The organism is Erythrobacter sp. Dej080120_24 (assembly GCF_036322605.1).
Taxonomy (GTDB): Bacteria; Pseudomonadota; Alphaproteobacteria; order Sphingomonadales; family Sphingomonadaceae; genus Erythrobacter; species Erythrobacter aurantius.
This window is the reverse complement of the sequence record NZ_AP027262.1, coordinates 762057-779891: the sequence shown is the minus strand read 5'-3', so window position 1 is coordinate 779891 and position 17835 is coordinate 762057. Positions and strand designations below refer to the sequence as shown.

Genomic DNA, 17835 nt, shown 5'->3' with positions numbered 1-17835 from the left:
GTATGTGACGCGATGGCGAGGGATGCGGTCCTGCCTTGGGCCTTAAACATCCCGGCGGATGGTCGCTCTTAGGGTCAGCAGGTGCGGCTCTGGTCGCTTCTGTTGACCACTTGCTCAAGACCTACGGGAGTTAGACCTATGTCCGTGATTAACACCAATATCTCCGCTTTGCGCGCTGCCAATGCAAGCTCGCGTGCCAATGAAATGCTCGGCGCCGCTATGGAGCGCCTTTCCACCGGCAGCCGCATCAACAGCGCCGCCGACGATGCCGCCGGCCTTTCGATCGCCACCGGCTTCACCAGCGACATCCGTGCGCTGAATCAGGGTGTGCGTAACGCCAGCGACGGCATCGCGCTGGCCCAGACCGCTGAAGGCGCGCTGCAGGAAGTCACCAACATGCTTCAGCGTGTCCGTGAAATTGCCGTGCAATCGCAGAACGGTACACTCGATGCGGAAGACCGCGGTTTCCTCGATACCGAAGTTACCGAGCTTGCCGCTCAGATCGACGACATCCTCAGCAACACCACCTTCAACGGTGTGACGCTGTTCAGCACCACTGCCGGCACCGATGTGACGGTCGACATCCAGATCGACGCGGGCCGCAGTGTTACCCTGACCAGCACCGCGATCGACGGCACCAATATTGATGCAGCCGCTCTCGATGTTTCCTCGGTTGCCAACGCCGCAACCGCGATCACCAACGTCGATGCCGCGCTTTCGGATGTGAACACTGCGCGTTCGTCGCTGGGTGCGGGCCAGAACCGCCTCGACGCGGCGATCAACAACCTGACCACGACTTCGACCAACCTTGCCGACGCTCGCTCGCGGATCGAAGATGCCGACTATTCGGCCGAGACGACCGCGCTCGCCAAGGCTCAGATCCTCGGCCAGGCATCGACCGCGATGCTCGCCCAGGCCAACCAGTCGCAGCAGAACGTCCTGTCGCTGCTGCGCTAAACCTCGCCTCCCGGCCCGGCCTCCGCCGGGTTCAGCAGAAGCCCGGAGCCTCGCGCTCCGGGCTTTTTGTTTGTTTTCTTCGTGCATCCGATAGCCGCTTCAGAACGGCATCATGGCCCCGCGCCACCCAGGCTTGCAGCCCAAATGCCTTTGAAATTTGCCGATGGCATGGATTGCGTCTTCGCATTCGCTCCCATTTTGGGAATGATCGGACTTATCGGACTAACGGCAAATACTAGGGTGGATTTTCCCCTATGAGGGGCCCGGACCGGGGCACCTGGCTAGATTCCGCAATGTCTCGGAACGCTTTCATTTTGGAAGCTGACGCGCTTTGGTAGGGAGAAATACTGGGTTATCCAACATGCATGGACACGAAAAGCAAAATCCTTCTCATCGATCCCGACGCCTCTACGCGCACGGAGATGTATCGGTTCCTGGCTTCACTTGGATACTACTCCGAGCCAATTGAGTCGTTGGACGACTTTTTCTCCTACTGTTACTCTCCAAGTATTGTCTTGATACATGACAAGGGAGACATTGTTCCGGAATTCGCGCGTCGGCTCGAAGACATTGGTGAATGGTTCCCGTTCGCGGTGTATTCTGAGGAGTTTCTGACGCTTCAGGTCGTTAATGCGGTGCGGAATGGTGCACTCGATTGCTTTGCGTTCCCGGGAGAGAAAGATTCGGTGGCGGGGCGTCTTGTCCAATTGGAAAGCATCATCGCGCAGTCCGGGCACGAATTGAGCCGGTCGGCGCGAGCCAAGCGTCTGGTGCGCGAACTCAGTTTCCGGCAGGTGCAGGTTCTCAAATGCGTGTCGCATGGCATGTCGAACAAGCAGATCGCGCAGGAATTCGGCATCAGCCCCCGAACCGTCGAACTGCACCGCAAGATCATGATTTCGAAACTGGGTGTTTCGAGCTCGCCGGAAGCGGTCAGACTCGCGGTTGCCGCGGGGATTGCGGCCTAGCGTCTATCGAGGCCCCAATACTCTGCTGAGGGTTTCGGTTACGAGTTCCAGTCTGAGCGGCTTTTGCAGGAATGGCCAGTCAGGCATTGCCTCTTCTGGACGCATTCCGCTCATCACTATGACTTTGATATCCGGAGACATCGCCCGGGCTGCGTGGGCCAGTATGATGCCATTGCCTTTGGGCATGATCACGTCGGTCAGCAATGCGTCGAACGGACAATTGGCTTCATTGTATTCTTGAACAAGACCTATGCCTTCGCGCGGGCTGGATGCGCCGGCGACATGGTAGCCTTCCTGCTCAAGCAGTTCGACCAGAGCTTCAAGCGCGTATTGCTCGTCGTCAACGACAAGGATTCGAGGTTGGTCTGAAGGCCCGATAGGCAATCCTGCCTGGGCAAGCGGCGACATATCTGCGACGCTTTCGAGATCTTGGATGATCGGGAACTTCAGGCGCGCCAGCGCTCCCGATACCGGGTTTGGTAACAGCTCGACCGTCCCGCCATGGTTGGTCATGAAGTCCTGAACAGAAGCAAGTCCCAGGCCGGTTCCTTTCTCCTTGGTCGAGAAATAGGGTTCGAATGCCTGCGCCATCGCGGCTTCACCCAATCCCATCCCATTGTCTGACACTTCGACCACCAGCCAGTTCACCGATTGATAGGTCGAAATTTCGATCCGACCTTCACGCAGGATCGCGTCACATGAATTGAGGATGAGATTGGTCAGGCAGTTGAGAAAACCGGCCTGGCCAAGCTTCACCTTCACTCCCGACGCATCGAGGTCAAGGATCAGCTCAATCCCGTCGCTCGTCAAAGACTTGAGGTAAGGCAACGAGGCATGCAGAATTTCGTCCGCCACGAATTCGCGCCGCTTGTCGTTCTGCGAGGAGGACAGGGTGACCAGCGAGGATGCGATTGCCGAACTTCTGGTGGTGGTCTCCATCAGAATTTCCACAATTGTGGCAATTTGGCGGTTGTTGCTGGCTTCCTGTGCAAGCCTTTGTGCGTTGAGCTTGATGATGGACAGATGGTTGTTGAAGTCATGAGCCAGGCACCCCGATATTCTGCTGACTTGCTGCAGCAACGCATCGCTTTTCTGCCGCTCGGCGGTCAATTTGGCGGCCATTTCCTTCGCTTCGGCGATCATGGCATCCTGCATCTTGATCAGCAGGATGTTGTCGAGCGAAGGATCGGTCGGAGATAGATCCGACATGCGCAGGCCGGTCAGTTCTGTCGGGTCCGGAATGGGTCTGGGATTCAGCGCCAGCAGATATGTTCCATCGGATTCGATGATGACTCCGGTCATCGTGAGGGGGCGTGATCTGGATCGCAATTGAATGCTTGGCATATTGGCCGATATGACCGGTAGGGCATTCAAGAGTTCAGGGTTGGAAACGATGAAGTGATCTTCAAGATGATCACCTTTGGTCAGATCCGGCAGCCTCTTCCCGATGGACGCTCCAAAGTCTATTATATTCAGGTGCTTGTCGACAAGGATATGACTTGGAAACAACCGTCCTAGATCTTCGGAATCCAACGCGAACCGCATGATTTACGGTCCGTCCCGGTGCCAGATCTTGTATTCAAGCCCAACCGGGCCATCCTTGATCAGCTTCACGTCCCCAACCTGATTGAAGTAATCCAGCAGACCTTTCATCAATCCGGTCACAAATGCGCCCAAGCCGTTGCGTTCCGAGAGGTAGAGAACCGTGAAATAGCCTTCGCCTTTTTCCAGCACCTGAAACGACGGCATTTGCGCTTTCGTGAGGGTGCGAACCACCGATCTGTGCATCTGATCGAGGTTCGACATGAAAGTCACGATGTCATCGCCGGTGAATTCCATCATCGACTTGAACGACCCCTTCCCGGCGAAAACGATCCAGTATCGGCCGAACTCCTCCAGACAATCCTGCATGTCGAGGCCGAGGCGAGCGGCCGCTTCCTCCAGTATCCGCATCGTCAGAGCATCATCGTAAACGTTGAAGCTGATTTGATCGGCAGCGGTAATCTTCGCAGCGCGTTCAAGCGCCGCCCATTCGGTAGCGCCGAGCTGCTCGACAAACATTTCGCGCACAGCGCAATGGATCATCCCGTACATCGCCACGGATCCCTAAACATAAATCAGCACCAAATCATCGGTCGTTTGCGTCGCTGCCTGCAATTTCGTCCAGCAATGCGGCCAGCATTTCCACCTGGGCTTCGATCAGGTCCAGCTTCGACGCGTAGTATTCCCGGCTTGGCAAATCTGCCTCGCGCTGGATACGGATGCTCATGTTCCCGGCTGCCAGTCTGATGACATTCAATGGCTGTCTCAAATCGTGCAACCGCCGATTGTTTTCAATCATCAAACAATGCCTCAAACAACGCCAAGCTCCAAAGCCGAAAGCCCGCAAAAAGTTCCTGAAAGATCAGGGTAATGGGATATCAACCACGAACTTGCCAATGCAAAATCGACTCATTCTCATTTTGAAAGTATATTCCCTGTCGATGCCCAAGCGCATCGATATGGCTAGGATAGGCGCGCTTTTCGGCGATAAATGTCGTAGGAACACAAATCGGGATGGATGACTTTCAGCAACGGGGGGCTGAATCGATGGATCTGGCCATCATGACAAGCACGGTTCTTGTCATCGATGACGATCCCGCTTGCCTTCAAGAATACTGCGAAATGATCGATCACCTCGGTTATTCGTTTCACGCAGCCGGAAACGCTACCGACGCACTGAAAATTATCGGGGAAGATCAGTCAATCGGGATTATCATTACCGATTTCCAGATGCCGGAAATGGACGGCCTGGGCCTGTTATCCGAATTGGCCGCCCGTTATTCGTCTTCCCGGCCGATCGCTGCCCTGATGATCACCGGCTTCGGTTCTTTGGATACCGCGGTCGAGGCGATGCGTCACAACGCCGTTGATTTTCTGGCAAAACCCGTCGGTAGAGGCGATCTGGCATCGGCTCTCCGCCGCGCCTCGATGCGGCGGGCACAGATGCTGGGCTCGTGGCAGCTCGCCACACTGCGAGAAGCCGCTAACAAGAAGAAAAATCCGGCAGTCTCGCCTTCGACCCGCGGCCAGACCATGACGGATTTTGTGCGCAATATCATCAAGCTGCGGCGCCGCAGAATGGATTTCCTTGACGCCGAGCTCTTTTCGGACCCGATGTGGGACATCATGCTCGAACTGACCCTGGCGAAACTGCAAGGCACACCGATTCCGGTATCAAGCGCCTGCGCGGCCACTCAGGTGCCATTTTCAACGGCATTCCGGCACGTCGGCAATCTCGTCGCTTCGGGTCTGGTGCGCAGATGGAAGGACCCCGAAGACAATCGGCGAGTAATGCTGGAACTCGAGGAAGAGTCCTTCAACGCGATGGTCGGATATCTATCAGCCATCCAGGAATGAAATTGGCGCGAATTCCGGCGGGTTCGACCGGCTTCGATTGAGAACAATAAATCTCAATATGAAATTTCTTTCACTCGCCTCGAATCCCCTTTGAAACTACCTCTGAATACGGTCTGAGGAAGAGGACAACAATGGTTCTCACCTGAGGGTTGCGCGATGTTGCCGGGGTGCAAGTCTCCCTCGGCAACATTTGCGTGACCCCGCAGGTTTTTGCTTGGTTCGCACCACCCCGAACCTGATCTGGCTATCGTCACCGAGGCTCAATCTTCGCGTACCCAGGGTGTCATCGTCGCTCGGCACGCGCGGCGCTTCTCACCGGCCTGGTTTGCTGGTTCAGCAGCAGCAGCGATATCCGCCGGTTCCGGGGATCTGTCCTGTCGCTTGCGATCAGGGGCTCGGTGTCAGCCACGCCCTCGATCCTGGCAAAACGAGCGGCGGGCAGACCGCTCAGGATCAGTTGCTGGCGGGTTGCCTCGGCTCGTCCTGCGGAAAGCGACCAGTTGTTGACCTGCACGCCCGAACGCCATGGCAGGGAATCGGTATGGCCACGCAGGATCAGCGGGTTGCGCTCTTGGGCGAGAGTATCGCCGATCACTTCAAGCAATGCGCGCGCATCCTCGGTCAAGACCGTGGTGCCAAGCGCGAACATCGAAAAATCGGCATCGTCGACAAGATCGATCCGCACACCGTCAGGCGCGCGCATCACCCGCACCTGACGCACCAGCCGCGAAATCTCGCGCTTTTCGGACAACTGCTCCTCGATCGACTTGCGAAGGCGATTGGTAGCATCGCCCTCTCCACCACCTTCAACCGGGCCGCCCTGCGCGCCGCGCGGGATGGTGATTGACTGAGTGCCGGTCTGCCCCATTGCATGCGGATAGTTGTCAACGTCGGTCAGCGACGATCCGCCCAGCAGGCCATCAGAGCCCGAGCTTTCCTGCCGGGTCTTTACCAGAGTGGGCGAGAAATAGTCGGCGATCCCCTTGCGCTGGACTTCCTCCGTCGCGCCCAGCAGCCACAGCAGCAGGAAGAACGCCATCATCGCGGTCACGAAATCGGCATAGGCCACTTTCCACTGACCACCGTGGCGGACGTCGCCGCCCGTGACGACGACTTTCTTGACGATGATCGGCGCGGGGATGGCGCCGACACCGCCTTCACCCGACTGCGTCGGATCGGCGACTGATGCCCGCGAAGCCATGTCACTTGCCCCGCATCAGGTCGAGCAGTTCGGTCAGCTTGGGCCGGTGTGCCGGCGGCAGGCCCGAACGCGCCGCTTCGAGCACCAATGGCTGCGGATAGCCGTGCAGGCTGGCGATGATCACCTGCTTGATCGAGTGATAAATCTGGCTGTCATGGGCGTTCACCTGCTTGAGACGGCTCGCCATCGGCCCGGCAAAACCATAGGCCAGCAGCACCCCCAGGAATGTTCCCACCAATGCGCCGCCGATCATCTTGCCGAGGATTTCGGGCGGTTCGCTGATCGCGCCCATGGTCTTGATCACGCCCAGCACTGCAGCAACGATGCCAAGCGCGGGGAACGCATCCGCCAAAGACTGGATCGCGTGTTCGGGCTCCTGCATTTCATGCAGCTGGGTCTTGATCGCATTGTCGATCACATCCTCCACCGCGTGGGTATCGAGCGTGCCCGAAGACACCACCATCAGCGTCAAGGGATCGCAGATCATGTTGACGACCACAGGGTCTTTCTGAAGGCGCGGGTATTCGCTGAACAGCGCGGAGTTTTCCGGCTCGGTCACATGGCTTTCCAGCGCCACCGCGCCTTCGGATCGCAGCACCTTCATCAGCTTGCTCGAAAGGGCGATCGCGTCGAGGTGATCCTGATCGGTGTATTTCGGCCCCTTGAACACCTTGGCCACGCCGCCGCCCAGCAGCTTCAGTTCGTGCATCGAATTGCCGATCAGCGTCGCACCCAGCGCCGCTCCGCCAATCATCATGAATTCAAGCGGCAGAGCGGCAAGGACAGGACCCAAAGAACCACCGGCAATGGTGAAGCCGCCAAAGACCATGACAATAAGGACGATGATACCAATGGCGGCAAACACAGCGGCAGACCTTCCGGGGTTAAAGGGCGTTGAAGAGTGAAAGCGAAGAAATGCGGGTGAAGCTGGCCTGGCTCGCTTCGAGCGCGGTCAGCACCTGCTGCAGGCGCACGATCGCATCGGTGACATCAGTGTCGCCGATCTGCGATCGCTGCGCCGCCACGTCGAGCGCGCGGGTTTCCTGATCCTGCTGGATCGCGTTGACCCAGTCGAGCCGGGTGCCGATGATCGTCTGGCTGCGGGTCGCGCTGTCGAGCGCGGCGTCGATCCCGGCGAGTGCATCCTGCGCCGCCTGTGCCGGATCGGCCGCGCCTCCCCGCAGGGCCAGCGCAAGGCCGGACAGCACGTTGAAGGCGCTGTCGGGCGTGCCGTTGACGTCGAATTCGAACAGCTGATCACCCGTCACCCCGCGTTCGATCTGGGTTCCCGGAGCAACCGGAACGGTGCCATTCTGGCTGTTGCCGTTGTAGGTGACATTGCCGGCAGCATCGCGCACGAATGCGGGCGCTCCGGCAGTGCCCGCGAACAATGGCGCGCCAGTGATGGAACGGGCGTTTGACCGGGCGAAGAGCTCCTCGCCCAATTGTTCGATTTCCAGCGCGATAGCCTCGCGCCCGCTGGCCCCCGCAGTGTCGCTGCCTGCGGCCACAGCGAGTTCACGCACCCGCTGGAGGATCGCGACCACGCCTTCGATTTCGTTCGAAGCCTGCGTCAGGTCCTGGCCCAGCCGGGCTGCGTTCTCGGCCTCGGTCTCTCCGCGCCGTTCGAGCCGGGTGAGCGCACGCAGGCGCGCGGCGGCAACCGGATCGTCTGATCCGCGCTCGATCCGCACGCCGGTGGCAATCTGGGTCTGAAACCGTTCGAGCGATGCCCTGAGGTCATTCATCTGACCCAGAGAGCGATCGAAGAAGGCGCTGGTGGAATTGCTGATGCCGGTCATCATCCCAGCCCCAGAATGGTGTCGAACAGTTCGGTGGCGACCTGGATCACGCGGCTATTGGCATCGAACGCCTGTTGCAGCCGCACCAGATTGGCAGCTTCGGTTTCGAGATCGACCCCGCTTTCGGCCAGCATGGTGGCGACCGCGCTTTCGCGGATCATCGCCAGCCCGTCGCGGGTCGTATCAAGTCCGGCAATCCGGCTGGACAGCGAAAGCAGCGTGCGGTCGATCCCGGCAATCGGCCCGTCATCGGCACCGAATGCGGCGATCAGATTGGCGAGATTGCCGGTGTCGCGGCCGCCCGCAGGCGATCCGGCAGGAGCAACAGCCAGACCCGCACCACCGCTCAGGACCATGGTGATGTCGCTGGCCTGCGTGCCTGAGAAAAGCGGTTGCCCCGGCGATCCGTCCAGCGCGGCCCCGGCGGCCTGCGCGGTATTGGCGCGTGCAATCGTGGCTGCGGCTGCGGCATCAAGTTCGCTCTGGCGCTGGGTGTAATCGGCCAGCGCCGCGACGCGTCCGGCAACATTCCCGCCCGCAGGTGATACCGCTGCTCCGTCGATCCGGATTTCCACCGGCCCGCCCGGAGTGATGTCGGCGCTCATGGTGCTGGCGGTGGCAGCGCTGACGAGCACCGGACTGCCCGGAGCGGCCAGTCGCACTTCGGCGGCTCCGAACTGGTCGAAGCTGACTTCGATACCGATTTCCTGCGACAGATCACGCAGAGCCGCATCGCGCGCATCAAGCAGCGCGGCGCGGCCCGCCGTGCCTTCGCGCGCACCGACAAGATCAAGGTTGATCCGGGCCAGCGCGCTGGCGGTTCCGTTGATCTTATCGATCCCGGCTCCCAGTTCGGCTTCGGCAAGGTTGCGGGCATTGCCAAGAGCAAAGTCGGCGAACTGGAATGTCTCTGCCATCTGCCGCGCGCTTTCGACCGCCGCCGTGCGCAAGGCGGAATCGGTCGGATCGCTTTCGAGCAGCGTCAGCGCAGCTTCGAAATCGACGAGGCTTTCGTAAAGGCCCGATTGCTCCAGCGCGCTTTCAGCGCCGCGCAATCCCGCGATCTCCGCCTCTATGCGGGCAAGATCGGAAGTGCTCGCACGCACCTGCCGCTGAGTGAACTCATTTCCCAGCCGATCGACATTGCCGATCGTCACTCCGTTCAGTGTGCTGCGCTGGAGTCGGTCTATCCGGCCTGTCGTCACCAGCTCGCTCTGGTCGATCCGCCGCCGCGTGTAATCGGCGTTGGAGGCATTGGCGATATTCTGCGCCGTCAGCTCCAAAGCTGCGCGCGATGCCGCCAATCCGGTGCGGCCGATGGTGATGAGACTGGTAGCCATGGCCTCTAACCCTTGCCATCAACAAATTGAGCAAGCTGTTCCTCGATACTCCGTGCAAACCCGAAGGCCCCGCTTTGCGAAGCCACTTCGGCGAAGTGTTCGTCGCGCATTTTCTGAAACTGTTTGAGGCCGCCTCCGGTAAGCGGCGCGTCCTCGGCAAAGCTCGATGCGCGCGCGCTTTCCAACATCCGCCGGATCATGATCGCCTCGAACCCTTCCGCCGCCGCGCGCAGTTCCTGCCGCTCGGGCGAGAGCGCAGGGGTTGCAGGATCGACAGCGGAAAGACGCGGCGCAATCATCACAGCACCACCATTTCCGCCTGCAAGGCGCCTGCCTGCTTCAGGCTTTCGAGGATCACCACCAGATCAGCCGCGCCCACGCCCAGCAGATTGAGCGCGTCGACGATCTCGGAAAGATTGGCAGCCCCCGGCATCAAAGCGATGCGATCACTTCGTTCGGAAACGGTGATTTCGGAGGATTCCTCAACCGCAGTCACACCCCGGCTGAAGGGATCGGGTTGGATCACGGCGGGCGATTCCTCGATCCGGATCACCAGCTTGCCGTGACTGATTGCGGCCGGCGCAAGCCGCACCGCCTGATTGATCACCACCGTACCGGTGCGGCTGTTGACGATCACTCGCGCTGCGACCGGGGCAGGCATCACGTCGAGCATTTCGATGTCGGCCAACATGGCGGCGCGCTGATTGCTGCCGAATGGCAGAACCAGCTCGATGCTCACCCCGTCAGCGATCTGCGCCGTGCCGGGATAGCGCGCGTTGATCGCGTCGCGCACCCGTGCGGCGGTAAGAAAATCGGCCTGATGCAGGTTGAAGCGCAGCGAGCTTTGCTGATCGAACCCGGTTGCGACAGCGCGTTCGACGGTCGCTCCGTCGGCGATCCGGCCCACGGTCGCCACATTGACGGTCAATTGCGATCCGTCGCGGCCCGATACGCCCAGCCCGCCGACCGCGACATTGCCCTGCGCCATCGCATAGATCTGCCCGTCCGCGCCATACAGCGGGGCGAGCACCAGCGCCCCCCCACGCAAGGATCGGGCCTGGCCCAACGTCGACACGGTGATGTCGATCCGCTGTCCCGGCTTGGCAAAGGGCGGCAATTCGGCGGTGATAATGACGGCGGCGGCGTTGCGCAGATTGGGGCTGACACCGGGCGGCAATTGCAGCCCGAGCCGGCCAGATACGCCCCGCATCGCCTCTGTCACATATTCGAGATTGTCGTCACCGGTCCCTTGCAGGCCGACAACAACGCCATATCCCGTCAATTGGTTGGCACGCAGCCCCTCGAACTGGCCGAGATCACGGATGCGCTCTGCCGACGCCATCGAAGGCACCAGCGCGATGAACAGCGCAATCAGCGCGATGAATGTGTGAAAACGCGGCATCAGAACGGACTCACTGCATTGAAGAAGCGCGACAGCCAGCCCGGACGGCTTGCCTGCTGGACTTGCCCCTTGCCGGTGTAGATCACCCGCGCATTGGCCACGCGAGAGGACGGCAGGGTGTTGTCGGCATCAATATCGACCAGCCGGATGCGTCCTGCGAACTGGACCCATTCGTCCCCTTGGCTCAGCGACATCTGCTTTTCTCCGACCACTTCGGCGGTTCCGTTGGGGTAGATCGCCGCGATCGTCACCGCGACGGTACCGCTCAATTGGCTTTGCTGCGCAGCGGTCCCCCCTCCATTGAACGACCCTTCGCCGCTGGCATTAAGGGCATTGGGGTTCAGGAAATCGAGCGGCCCGGCGGTGGGAGGCGTAATTCCGAAGCTGCCGGAACGTTGTGTCTGGCTGCTGGTGCTCTTGGATGTGGTGGTGTTTTCCACCAGCCGGATCGTTACCATATCGCCCAGTGCGCGGGCGCGGGTTCCGGTGACGAGGCCGGAATAGCCCTGGCTCACCTGAAAAATAGCGCCCTGACTGGCCCCGTTGCCGCCCGCGACGACTGCCGGAGCGGGAGGCGGCGGAGGCGCTGCAAAACCAAACTCGCGCTGCGCGCCCGAACCCATACAGGCCGAAAGCGAGAGCGCGGCGGCGATTGGCAAAATCGTCTTTTTCATCATGCCCCTCACAATGTCTGGTTGGCGTTGCGCAGCATTTCGTCGACCGCGCTCACCATCTTGGAATTGATTTCGTAGGCGCGCTGGGCCTCGATCATTTCGACCAGCTCCTCGACCACGTTCACGTTGGAAGCCTCGAGCATCCCCTGACGGATCTGTCCGCGCCCGAATTGCCCCGCGACGCCGAGTTCGACCGGGCCGCTGGCGGCGGTTTCGACAAGGAAATTGTCCCCGATCTGGCGAAGACCGGCGGGATTGACGAAGCTGGCGACCTGCAATTGCCCGAGCTGCACAGGCGCTGCCTGTCCCGGCTGCACCGCGCTCACCGTGCCATCGGGGGCAACCGCGATGCTCTGCGCGCCCTGCGGCACCTGGATCGGCGGGGTCACGGCATAGCCTTGCGAAGTGACAAGATTGCCCTGCGCCGAAAGGGTGAAATTGCCCGCGCGGGTGAAGGCGATCTGGCCACCGGGAAGTTCAACCTGAAAATAGCCATTGCCATCCAGCGCCATGTCGAGCGAATTGCCCGTCTGGTTGAGCGTGCCCTGCGACTGGATGCTGGTCGTACCCAACACCTGCACCCCCGTGCCTAGGTTGAGCCCCACGGCATAGGCGGTTTCGTTGGTCGATTGCTGCCCCGCCACCCGCTGTTCCTGATAGGCAAGCGTCGCGAAATCGGCGCGGTCGCGCTTGAACCCGGTGGTGCCGATATTGGCGAGGTTGTTGGCGATGACGCGCATCCGCGCATCCTGTGCCTCAAGCCCGGTGCGGGCGACGTGGAGGGCGGAAGTGGGCATTGCGTGTGTTCCTTTTCTCTGAATTTCGCGTGCGGCGTGGCGGGCGGGCTATCAGCCCATGCCCATCAGCCGGGCCGATGCCTCGTCGAGCTGTCCGGCGGTTTCGATGATCTTGGCGCGCTGTTCGAAGGCGCGTTGTGCCTCGATCATCTGCACCAGCGTTTCTGCGGTCTGGACGTTTGATTCCTCCAGCGCGCCGGGGGTGACCTGTGCGGTCGGGTCTTCGGGCAGGACGCCGCCGCCCGGCACCGTCAGGAAACTGTCGATGCCCTTCACCAACTGGCTGCCTTCGGCTGAAACCAGCTTGATCCGGTCAATGACTTGGGCGGGCGCATCTGGGGCGGCGGGATCGGAACCCAGTACCGAACCATCCTCCGCGATCCTTACCGAGAACCCGCCAGGAACGGTGATCGGCGCACCGCCCTGTCCAAGGACTGGCAGGCCTTCGCCGTTTTCGAGCACGCCGCTGGCCGCAACCCGCAGATCGCCGCGCCGCGAATAGACTTCGCCGCCACCGGGTGCCTGATAGGCGATCAGCCCCGAACCCTTTACCGCAAGGTCGAGCGGCTGGCCGGTCGGTTTCACCCGCGCCTGCGCCATGTCTGCCCCACGCACCATGCCGCGCGCCAGCGCCCGCACCTCGATCGACTGGTCTTTCAAGGTGGCGGGCGTGATCGCGAAAATCTCCTGACGGAAACCCGGCGTGTTGGCGTTGGCGAGATTGTTCGCCACCGCACGCTGGCGGTTCATCGCCGCGTCCATGCCGGTCAGGGCGGTGTAGATCAGGCGGTCCATGGCGCTGTTCCCTGCCTATCGCTTAGCGTTGCAGGTTGAGTACGGTCTGCGAAATCGCCGTGGCGGTGTCGATCGCACGGGCATTAGCCTGGAAATTGCGCTGAGCCGTCAGCAGCGAGACCATCTCTTCGGCCAGGTCGACGTTCGAGCGCTCCAACGCCCCGCTCATCAACTGGCCGAGATTGCCGACACCGGGCTCGCCGTACTGGGGCAGACCGGAATCCGCAGTCGCTTCCCATTTGGTCTGGCCGATCGGCCGCAGGCCACCAGTGGCCGGGAAAGAAGCCAGCGCAACCATCGCCACCGGCTCGCTCGAACCGTCGGAATAGTTCGCGCCGACAATGCCGCGCGCATCGATGGAAATGCTCGACAGGGCCGAACCGGCGGCGTTGACCGTCGGCACGACGACATTAGCGGGCACATTGGACGTGGCATTGCCATTCGCGTCAACCGGGAAAGCCTGCACCCGATCGCCGCTCTTGGTCTGCAACTCACCGGTCGCAACCAGTTCGAGATTGCCGTTGCGGGTAAAGGTAACGTCGCCCGAAATCGGGTTGGCCACGGCAAGGAAGCCGTCGCCGGTGATCGCCACGTCAAGCACGCGCCCGGTCTGTTCGATCTGGCCAAGGCCGAAGTCCTGCGTAATCCCGGAAACCGCAGCGCCGATGCCCGGCGTCACGCGCGAATCGGTGCTGCCGCCGGTGGCGACGAGATCGGTGAACTGTGCGTTGGACTTCTTGAAACCGGCGGTTTCGGCATTGGCGATGTTGTTGGAGATGACGCGCAGATCGGTTTCGGCGTTACGCATCCCGCTAAGTGAGGTGTAGAACGACATGGATCGGGTTCCTTTGTACTGAAGGGAAGTGGATTCAGGAGATTTCGGAGATGGTGGCGGCGTTCGCCTCGGCTGCCGCGAGTGCCTTTTCCTGCGCCGCGATCAGAGCATCGAGCTTGGCCGAAATGTCTTCGAGCGTGGCGCGCGAGGCAGTGCCGTTCTCCAGCGTCGAAAACTGCGCGAGCTGCGCGAGCATCTGTTCGTTGCTTTGCGGCTCAAGCGGATCCTGATTGGCGAGTTGCGCCGTCATCAGCCGCAGGAAGTCCGCAGCTCCCAGCGAGGCAGCCGCGCTTTCGCGGCGGATCGTGCCGGGCGCGTTCAGCTGGTCGAGAACGTTCGAATTGATTTGCATGGCTTAATTGCTCCTCAGGGTTTCGAGCATCAATTGCTTGGCTGTCTGGAGCGCCTGGACCATGTTCTGGTACTGGCGCGCGCTCTCCATGATCTCGATCATCTCGGCGCTTTCATCGACAGGAGCTTCCCAGATGTGGCCGGTTTCATCGGCGAGCGGGTGGCCGGGATCGTAACGCTTGGTCGGCGCGGTTTCGGATCGCACCAGCCCGTCACTGCGCACGCTGGAAATCCCGGTGGCGCGGTCCAGCTCGGTCGCGAATACCGCGCGGATCGGGCGATAGGCTTCGGCTTCGCTGCTGGCGACGGAGCCGGCGTTGGCGAGGTTCGACGTCGCCGCGTTCATCCGCACTAGCTGCGCGGACATGGCGCGCTCGGTCATGGAAAACAGCGTCATGCGATTACCGTCAGGCATGGCTTATTCCCCCTTCAACGCACGGGTGATGGTGTTGACCTTGCCCTGGACGAAGCTGAGCGTGGCGGAATAGGCCATCGCGTTTTCGGCAAAGGCGACCTGTTCGCGCCCCAGTTCCACCGTGTTCCCGTCAAGGCTTGGCATGGTGGGGCGGCGAAAGAGCATTTCGGGTTCGCCAAAGCGTGCCGGTTCGCCGCGTACTTCGGACAGGCGGGCATCGAGCGCGGCGTTGAAATCGATATCGCGTGCCTTGAAGCCGGGGGTTGCGGCATTGGCGATATTGGCCGCGATCACACCCATGCGCTGTGAACGCAATTCAAGCGCGGCGCCGTGGATGCCGAAAATCTGCTCGTTCATGGCTTGCTCCCGTCAGGGTTGAGATTCATGCGCCAAAGGCTTTGCACCATGCGTGCCAAACCGCGTTTGCAGCCGCTCACACCACGAATTTGCGGGTTTTCGAGGCTTTTCCGGCAAGCGATTGCCGGACGGCGGCAAGACAATGCCCCTTAAACCTCGACATGGCCGACCGTTCTGGTTGTGATCACCAGGCCCGTCGGGAGTGCAGGAACAAATGCTGGAGAGCGCAGCAGCCCTTTTTGATGTCGGAGCGCTGCTTGTCGTGATTGCCGGAACGGTGATCGCCACCGCTGCCCGAAGCGGCTGGCGCAACCTGCGAGCGGCGCTGTTCGCGCTCGCCCGGCTCCGCATCGCATCAATTGATTCCGATGCCAATCGCGCCGCGCTTGCCCGCACCATAGCGGCCGTGCGCGCCAAGGGGCATTTGTGCTCGGACGTGCCGCTGCCGCCAGACAAGGCCTTTGCGAGCCTTGTCTCGGGCTATCTCGTCAGCGGTTCGATCGAAGCGCTGCACGAAGCCGCGATAAAGCACCAGACCGCCCGCGAAACCGGACGCGACAGGGCCGTGCGCGTGCTCGAATACGCGGGAGAAATCGCGCCCGTGTTCGGACTGGTCGGCACGCTCTTCGCCATTTCGCAGCTCGCGCCAACAGGGCAATTGAGCCTTGCCGAAAACACCATGCAGGCGCTGGCAACAGCAGTCCTGTCGTCGCTCTATGGGGTGCTGACCGCGCATATCGTCTATATCCCTCTGGCCGGAGCGATTGAGCGGCGCGGCTTGCGCGAAGAGGAAGATCGCCTGGCTCTGATCGAGTGGTTCGAACACGAGCTTTCCCGCGAGCCGCCGCGAGGTGCGCTGTCGCGATTGAAGGACGCCGCATGATCGCGCATCCACGTTTCCCTGCGGATGCGCAGCGCCCGAACGGCCATTCGTCCGGTTGGCAGGTGGTGCTGGCCGATCTCGCGCTGATCCTGTTTCTGGTGACACTGGCCGCGCTGGCGGCGGGCCCCGAAGGTGACGATCGCTCAAGGATCGCCAAGCCCGAGATTGCCGCATCGCAGGCCCTTTATCGCGAAGTCGAAGGCGGCCCGAGGCTTGCCCAGTGGCTCGATCAACGCCCGGCTGATCCGCGCGCCACGCTCACCATTCTCGGACAGCACACCGGGGCTGATGACGCGATGATCTGGGATCGCGCAGAGGCCATGGCCCGGCAAGCGCGCGGGCGTGGTTTCAGGGTAAGAGTGGTGATTGGTGAAGGCGAGGTCAGCGATCTCTACGCCAGCCTCGCCTATGACGAATTGAACTAGACCGCGACGATCCGGTTGCGACCTTCGGCCTTGGCCTGATACAGCGCCTCATCCGCCCGGGCGAGGGCTTCGCGGGTCTCGTCCACCCCGGTCACTTCGGCAATGCCTCCGGAAAAGGTCACCTTGCCGAACGGCTTGCCCGTATCGCGGTTTACCATCTGCTTCATCGCCTGTGCGCGGCGGATCCCGTCGAGCTTGCGCCATGCCTCGTCCTTGTCGAGGCCGTAGAACAGGACGACGAATTCCTCGCCCCCGTGACGCGCGACAAAGCAGGTGTCGCTGGCATTGCTGTTGAGCGTGCTCGCAATCGCCACCAGAACGCGGTCGCCCGCGTCATGGCCGTGGGTGTCATTGATCGACTTGAAATGATCGACATCGCAAAAGGCGACGCAAAGCGGCTGGCCCGATTGCTGTGCGGATTGCGCGGCAGAAGACAGCCGGCGTTCGAACGCGCGGCGATTGGGCAGCCGCGTCAAATGGTCGACATCGGCCTCGGTCCGTGCCTTGGCGAGGCTTTCGCGCAAATGATCGGTTTCGGCCTGGCTGCGCTCCATCGCGTCCTCGACTTGGCTGATCCGTTCCAGCATGGCGCGCGACAATTCGATCACCCGGTCCATTTCGCCGGCGGATGAATTGTCGTTGGAGCCTTTCGCCATTTCCTGGATCTGGGCATCGATCGCACCCCGATGCTCGCTGGTTTCGTCATGCGCCGACTTGGCCGTCTGGGCAAAGCGCATCAGCGAATATTCCAGCTTGTCCATGAGCTTTTCCAGCTCGGTCATCCTCGCGCCGGTTTCCGGATCAAGCCGAACCACGGTGTCGAGCCAGCGTTGATCGATCGGCTCGCCCGAAATCTCGCGCGCGGCGAAGGCTTCGGCCAATTTGGCATTGGCTCCGGAAAGCGCGGTGGTGACCGCGGCCAGATTGGCGCCAGTGATATTGAGGTCGTGGCGCTCGATGAAATCCGCAATCCGATCGAGCAGATCACGCCGGGCCAACTGCGCCTGGGTGGGGTTGGCGGAGACATCGAAAGTGTTTTGTAGCGGGCTTTGAGTTGCGACTCTCATGGTTTCTATTCCCGAAGACTGATGGTCTGGATCGCAGCCTTGTTAATCCGCCATGGTTAAATCGTTTGTTTTGCGAGCTTGGGGGAAACACCTAGCTCGATGCATACCGAGGCCCCTTGGCACAAAGCTTGCTCGGTGGCGGGTGACCAGATCACAAGGGAGTCACT

The 17835-nt window shown here is 61.2% G+C and carries 22 protein-coding genes; 5 read left to right on the top strand and 17 right to left on the bottom strand.

Going from position 1 to position 17835, the window contains the following annotated elements:
• The first annotated feature begins 138 nt into the window (after positions 1-138).
• Together AABA34_RS03895 and AABA34_RS03890 are read left to right on the top strand one after the other, a co-directional pair.
• Complete coding sequence (locus tag AABA34_RS03895) at positions 139-957, top strand: flagellin N-terminal helical domain-containing protein (protein ID WP_338303983.1); 819 nt, start codon at positions 139-141, stop codon at positions 955-957.
• Between the two features lie 365 nt (positions 958-1322).
• Positions 1323-1925: a response regulator transcription factor gene (locus tag AABA34_RS03890; protein WP_338303982.1), complete on the top strand. Its 603-nt coding sequence runs from the start codon at positions 1323-1325 to the stop codon at positions 1923-1925.
• Between the two features lie 3 nt (positions 1926-1928).
• Here the strand turns inward: AABA34_RS03890 and AABA34_RS03885 are convergent, their stop codons facing one another.
• From AABA34_RS03885 to AABA34_RS03875, 3 genes are read right to left on the bottom strand one after another with little or no spacing between them, the layout of a single operon-like run.
• Complete coding sequence (locus AABA34_RS03885) at positions 1929-3458, bottom strand: ATP-binding protein (RefSeq protein ID WP_338303981.1); 1530 nt, start codon at positions 3456-3458, stop codon at positions 1929-1931.
• 15 nt (positions 3459-3473) lie between these two features.
• Positions 3474-4019, bottom strand: coding sequence for a heme NO-binding domain-containing protein (locus tag AABA34_RS03880; RefSeq protein WP_338303980.1), 546 nt, complete (start codon positions 4017-4019; stop codon positions 3474-3476).
• A gap of 34 nt (positions 4020-4053) precedes the next feature.
• The gene (locus tag AABA34_RS03875) at positions 4054-4266 is read right to left on the bottom strand and encodes a hypothetical protein (protein ID WP_338303979.1); all 213 of its coding nucleotides are present in this window, start codon (positions 4264-4266) and stop codon (positions 4054-4056) included.
• A 215-nt stretch (positions 4267-4481) separates the two neighbouring features.
• On the opposite strand from AABA34_RS03875, the gene AABA34_RS03870 reads away from it, so the two are divergent.
• A complete protein-coding gene (locus AABA34_RS03870) occupies positions 4482-5324 on the top strand; it encodes a response regulator (protein ID WP_338303978.1) in 843 nt (280 codons plus the stop codon).
• Between the two features lie 283 nt (positions 5325-5607).
• Here AABA34_RS03870 and AABA34_RS03865 read toward each other — a convergent pair whose 3' ends face one another.
• From AABA34_RS03865 to flgB, 13 genes are read right to left on the bottom strand one after another with little or no spacing between them, the layout of a single operon-like run.
• Entirely contained in the window at positions 5608-6525 is a 918-nt protein-coding gene (locus tag AABA34_RS03865; RefSeq protein WP_338303977.1) for a flagellar motor protein MotB, read from the bottom strand.
• A gap of 1 nt (position 6526) precedes the next feature.
• On the bottom strand, positions 6527-7390 hold the full coding sequence (gene motA / locus AABA34_RS03860) for a flagellar motor stator protein MotA (RefSeq protein ID WP_034956104.1): 864 nt from the start codon (positions 7388-7390) through the stop codon (positions 6527-6529).
• 19 nt (positions 7391-7409) lie between these two features.
• A complete protein-coding gene (locus AABA34_RS03855) occupies positions 7410-8330 on the bottom strand; it encodes a flagellin N-terminal helical domain-containing protein (protein WP_338303976.1) in 921 nt (306 codons plus the stop codon).
• Positions 8327-9667, bottom strand: a complete 1341-nt coding sequence (gene flgK, locus AABA34_RS03850) for a flagellar hook-associated protein FlgK (protein WP_338303975.1) — start codon at positions 9665-9667, stop codon at positions 8327-8329. The genes AABA34_RS03855 and flgK overlap by 4 nt, the downstream gene beginning before the upstream one ends.
• A gap of 5 nt (positions 9668-9672) precedes the next feature.
• A complete protein-coding gene (locus tag AABA34_RS03845) occupies positions 9673-9966 on the bottom strand; it encodes a rod-binding protein (protein ID WP_051700273.1) in 294 nt (97 codons plus the stop codon).
• The gene (locus AABA34_RS03840) at positions 9966-11069 is read right to left on the bottom strand and encodes a flagellar basal body P-ring protein FlgI (RefSeq protein ID WP_338303974.1); all 1104 of its coding nucleotides are present in this window, start codon (positions 11067-11069) and stop codon (positions 9966-9968) included. The genes AABA34_RS03845 and AABA34_RS03840 overlap by 1 nt, the downstream gene beginning before the upstream one ends.
• Complete coding sequence (locus AABA34_RS03835; protein ID WP_338303973.1) at positions 11069-11746, bottom strand: flagellar basal body L-ring protein FlgH; 678 nt, start codon at positions 11744-11746, stop codon at positions 11069-11071. The genes AABA34_RS03840 and AABA34_RS03835 overlap by 1 nt, the downstream gene beginning before the upstream one ends.
• Positions 11747-11751: 5 nt before the next feature.
• The gene (flgG, locus tag AABA34_RS03830) at positions 11752-12540 is read right to left on the bottom strand and encodes a flagellar basal-body rod protein FlgG (RefSeq protein WP_034956111.1); all 789 of its coding nucleotides are present in this window, start codon (positions 12538-12540) and stop codon (positions 11752-11754) included.
• A 51-nt stretch (positions 12541-12591) separates the two neighbouring features.
• A complete protein-coding gene (locus AABA34_RS03825) occupies positions 12592-13335 on the bottom strand; it encodes a flagellar basal body rod protein FlgF (RefSeq protein WP_034956112.1) in 744 nt (247 codons plus the stop codon).
• A gap of 22 nt (positions 13336-13357) precedes the next feature.
• Entirely contained in the window at positions 13358-14170 is an 813-nt protein-coding gene (locus AABA34_RS03820; RefSeq protein WP_338303972.1) for a flagellar hook basal-body protein, read from the bottom strand.
• A gap of 34 nt (positions 14171-14204) precedes the next feature.
• A complete protein-coding gene (locus tag AABA34_RS03815) occupies positions 14205-14522 on the bottom strand; it encodes a flagellar hook assembly protein FlgD (protein ID WP_338303971.1) in 318 nt (105 codons plus the stop codon).
• A gap of 3 nt (positions 14523-14525) precedes the next feature.
• A complete protein-coding gene (gene flgC, locus AABA34_RS03810) occupies positions 14526-14936 on the bottom strand; it encodes a flagellar basal body rod protein FlgC (RefSeq protein ID WP_034956114.1) in 411 nt (136 codons plus the stop codon).
• Between the two features lie 3 nt (positions 14937-14939).
• Positions 14940-15293 carry a flagellar basal body rod protein FlgB gene (gene flgB / locus AABA34_RS03805; protein ID WP_338303970.1) on the bottom strand — a complete coding sequence of 118 codons (354 nt, stop codon included), beginning with the start codon at positions 15291-15293 and terminating at the stop codon, positions 14940-14942.
• A gap of 214 nt (positions 15294-15507) precedes the next feature.
• On the opposite strand from flgB, the gene AABA34_RS03800 reads away from it, so the two are divergent.
• Both AABA34_RS03800 and AABA34_RS03795 read left to right on the top strand, forming a co-directional pair.
• The gene (locus AABA34_RS03800; RefSeq protein ID WP_338303969.1) at positions 15508-16176 is read left to right on the top strand and encodes a MotA/TolQ/ExbB proton channel family protein; all 669 of its coding nucleotides are present in this window, start codon (positions 15508-15510) and stop codon (positions 16174-16176) included.
• Positions 16173-16601 (top strand): hypothetical protein, encoded by a 429-nt coding sequence (locus AABA34_RS03795; protein ID WP_338303968.1) that lies wholly within the window; start codon positions 16173-16175, stop codon positions 16599-16601. The genes AABA34_RS03800 and AABA34_RS03795 overlap by 4 nt, the downstream gene beginning before the upstream one ends.
• Here the strand turns inward: AABA34_RS03795 and AABA34_RS03790 are convergent.
• Entirely contained in the window at positions 16598-17668 is a 1071-nt protein-coding gene (locus AABA34_RS03790; RefSeq protein ID WP_338303967.1) for a GGDEF domain-containing protein, read from the bottom strand. The two genes, AABA34_RS03795 and AABA34_RS03790, sit on opposite strands and share 4 nt — an antisense overlap.
• Between the last annotated feature and the right edge of the window lie 167 nt (positions 17669-17835).

What these genes read in the sequence shown, in the direction of transcription:
- AABA34_RS03895 (WP_338303983.1), top strand. Translation starts at nt 139, where the DNA reads ATGTCCGTGATTAACACCAATATCTCCGCTTTGCGCGCTGCCAATGCA.
- AABA34_RS03890 (WP_338303982.1), top strand. Translation starts at nt 1,323, where the DNA reads ATGGACACGAAAAGCAAAATCCTTCTCATCGATCCCGACGCCTCTACG.
- AABA34_RS03880 (WP_338303980.1), bottom strand. Translation starts at nt 4,019, where the DNA reads ATGTACGGGATGATCCATTGCGCTGTGCGCGAAATGTTTGTCGAGCAG.
- AABA34_RS03875 (WP_338303979.1), bottom strand. Translation starts at nt 4,266, where the DNA reads ATGATTGAAAACAATCGGCGGTTGCACGATTTGAGACAGCCATTGAAT.
- AABA34_RS03870 (WP_338303978.1), top strand. Translation starts at nt 4,482, where the DNA reads ATGGATGACTTTCAGCAACGGGGGGCTGAATCGATGGATCTGGCCATC.
- AABA34_RS03865 (WP_338303977.1), bottom strand. Translation starts at nt 6,525, where the DNA reads ATGGCTTCGCGGGCATCAGTCGCCGATCCGACGCAGTCGGGTGAAGGC.
- AABA34_RS03855 (WP_338303976.1), bottom strand. Translation starts at nt 8,330, where the DNA reads ATGATGACCGGCATCAGCAATTCCACCAGCGCCTTCTTCGATCGCTCT.
- flgK (WP_338303975.1), bottom strand. Translation starts at nt 9,667, where the DNA reads ATGGCTACCAGTCTCATCACCATCGGCCGCACCGGATTGGCGGCATCG.
- AABA34_RS03845 (WP_051700273.1), bottom strand. Translation starts at nt 9,966, where the DNA reads ATGATTGCGCCGCGTCTTTCCGCTGTCGATCCTGCAACCCCTGCGCTC.
- AABA34_RS03840 (WP_338303974.1), bottom strand. Translation starts at nt 11,069, where the DNA reads ATGCCGCGTTTTCACACATTCATCGCGCTGATTGCGCTGTTCATCGCG.
- AABA34_RS03835 (WP_338303973.1), bottom strand. Translation starts at nt 11,746, where the DNA reads ATGATGAAAAAGACGATTTTGCCAATCGCCGCCGCGCTCTCGCTTTCG.
- flgG (WP_034956111.1), bottom strand. Translation starts at nt 12,540, where the DNA reads ATGCCCACTTCCGCCCTCCACGTCGCCCGCACCGGGCTTGAGGCACAG.
- AABA34_RS03825 (WP_034956112.1), bottom strand. Translation starts at nt 13,335, where the DNA reads ATGGACCGCCTGATCTACACCGCCCTGACCGGCATGGACGCGGCGATG.
- AABA34_RS03820 (WP_338303972.1), bottom strand. Translation starts at nt 14,170, where the DNA reads ATGTCGTTCTACACCTCACTTAGCGGGATGCGTAACGCCGAAACCGAT.
- AABA34_RS03815 (WP_338303971.1), bottom strand. Translation starts at nt 14,522, where the DNA reads ATGCAAATCAATTCGAACGTTCTCGACCAGCTGAACGCGCCCGGCACG.
- flgC (WP_034956114.1), bottom strand. Translation starts at nt 14,936, where the DNA reads ATGCCTGACGGTAATCGCATGACGCTGTTTTCCATGACCGAGCGCGCC.
- flgB (WP_338303970.1), bottom strand. Translation starts at nt 15,293, where the DNA reads ATGAACGAGCAGATTTTCGGCATCCACGGCGCCGCGCTTGAATTGCGT.
- AABA34_RS03800 (WP_338303969.1), top strand. Translation starts at nt 15,508, where the DNA reads ATGCTGGAGAGCGCAGCAGCCCTTTTTGATGTCGGAGCGCTGCTTGTC.
- AABA34_RS03795 (WP_338303968.1), top strand. Translation starts at nt 16,173, where the DNA reads ATGATCGCGCATCCACGTTTCCCTGCGGATGCGCAGCGCCCGAACGGC.
- AABA34_RS03790 (WP_338303967.1), bottom strand. Translation starts at nt 17,668, where the DNA reads ATGAGAGTCGCAACTCAAAGCCCGCTACAAAACACTTTCGATGTCTCC.